Below are 1,978 nucleotides of genomic sequence, written 5' to 3'. Positions count from 1 at the left end.
GTATGACGCGGTTGCGTCCGGCGACGAAAAAGACCTTGGCAAAATGCTGTATTTCGCCGGTAAGGCGATGTCCACAGCGGTTCCTTCTACAATGGGCACGCTCATGGCTTCCGGGCTGATGAGTGCGGGCAAAGAGCTCAGGGGCAAAGAGGAACTCGACGCAAATGGTGTGGCAACGCTATTCCAAGCATATTTTGACGGCGTTATGAATCGCGGCAGCGCAAAGGTAGGGGATAAAACCTTCCTTGACGGGCTGCATCCGGCGGTCGAATCCTTAACGAAGGATGCGGCGGCAGGCGCGGATATGAAGACAATGGCTGAACATGCAAAAAAAGCGGCGGAAGAAGGATTCCTTGCAACAAAAGGAATGCTCGCGGTGCATGGACGCGCGGCTACGCGAGGCGAGGCGTCCCGCGAATTGCTCGATCCGGGCGCAGCGGTTGCAAAGCTGCTGATGGAGGGTTTCGCAAGCGCGGTATCATAAGGGTACAACTCCAAGTATAGATGACGGAAAAGGCGGACAGAAATGTCTGCCTTTCCCTTTGCTAAGGGCGCTTGCTTCGCTCGCTTCACGGGCGGAACTTGCAGTTCCCCCGTGTGCCCCCTTTGCTCAAAGTTATTTTGCTGCGCGTCCCCGCTTGCAAAACCGATTATTCCTGACGAACGTAAAAAGATGGTGCGTGTATCGCTGTCTCAATCGCATACGGCAAAGGGCACGATGCCGCGCGCTATTGGCTTATTAGGAGCGTGCTGAATCCGGCGGAATCGCACTGGCGTTTGCAAGAGCGAGTTTTTGCGAAGCAAAACCCGAGCGATTGCAAACGGCTGCGATGACTGGCGGCAACAAGTATCAGTAGGAAGCTTGCGCGCAGACTCGGAATGCAAATAGCCATCTAAGACTGCGGCACGCTTGCTCCATAGAAAGTACAAAAAAACGCACCGCCGGCTGGCAATGCGTTTGAAAAGCTGATTTATTTTTTCTTGGGCGGGCAGGTGCTCTGGCGCTCTACCAGCCGCGACCCCAGCAGAATCTTGACATTGCTGTTGATCGGGTCTTCCTGCATGCGTTCACACAGCCTGCGTACAGCGCGCCTGCCGATCCTGCGCCGCGGCACGCGCATCGTGGTAAGCGGTGGATCAGAGATCGTGCAGTAAGGGATATCGTCAAAGCCCATGATGGAGATATCCTCGGGAATCTTATACCCGGCCTCCTGCAAGGCCTTCATTGCCCCAAGGGCGATCGTATCGTTGTCCGCAAAAGCCGCCGTCGGGAACTGAGCGCCGCTGCGAATGTATTCTTTCATGGAATCATACGCACCGTCAAGAGTAGGCGTCAGCTCAAATGTGCTGTTGCACGTAAGACCAAGCACTTCGCAGCAGTCATAAAAAGCAAGGCTGCGTTCGTGGAAATTGGATATCTCGGTGGCGCTTTTGAAATAAGCGACTTCCTTGTGTCCTAAATCGGCAAGGTATTTCAGCGCAAAATAGGTGGTTTCCTGATTGTTCATCACAACGCACTCATATGGCTCGCGCGACATCACGTTGTCAACGATGACCATAGGCGTTGCGACAGACTTCAAAAGCGGATAGTCGTCGGGATGGATCTCCGTCCCCAACAAAATAATGCCGTCGGAAGTGTCCTCCTGCAGGATGTTCAGTGCCTGCTTGAAACTACCCTTCACAGTGGTGATGATCAGGTTATATCCCATCTCGCGGCACTCGGCCTCCACTGCGTCGATGATCGTCGAGATAAAGCCGGCGTTCCCGTCCACGATCATGCTGTGGTCTTTGTACTTCAGGAAGCGGATATTCTTTAAGGGAACCTTGTTTTTGGGCGGAAGCTTATAATCATATTCTTTTAATATGTTTTGTACGCGTTTTCTTGTTTCGTCGCCCACACCGGGTTTATTGTTTAGTACAAGAGAAATGGTGGCGGGCGAAACGTTTGCAAGACGCGCAATTTCCCGGATTGTCATAA

Annotated in this window: 2 protein-coding genes; one reads left to right on the top strand and one right to left on the bottom strand. The window is 53.0% G+C overall.

Annotated features, from left to right (window positions below):
* Positions 1 to 484 (top strand): dihydroxyacetone kinase subunit L (locus VB081_RS12915; protein WP_323401191.1); only part of this gene is annotated, 484 nt, incomplete at its 5' end.
* Positions 485 to 971: 487 nt separating this feature from the next.
* Here VB081_RS12915 and VB081_RS12910 read toward each other — a convergent pair.
* The coding region (locus tag VB081_RS12910) for a LacI family DNA-binding transcriptional regulator (protein WP_323401190.1) at positions 972 to 1,978 on the bottom strand (1,007 nt) is incomplete at its 5' end.

It is taken from the genome of Christensenella sp. (assembly GCF_034927525.1).
GTDB lineage: Bacteria > Bacillota > Clostridia > Christensenellales > Christensenellaceae > Christensenella.
Note: the sequence above shows the minus strand (reverse complement) of the source record. Positions and strands in the feature narration are given on the sequence as shown.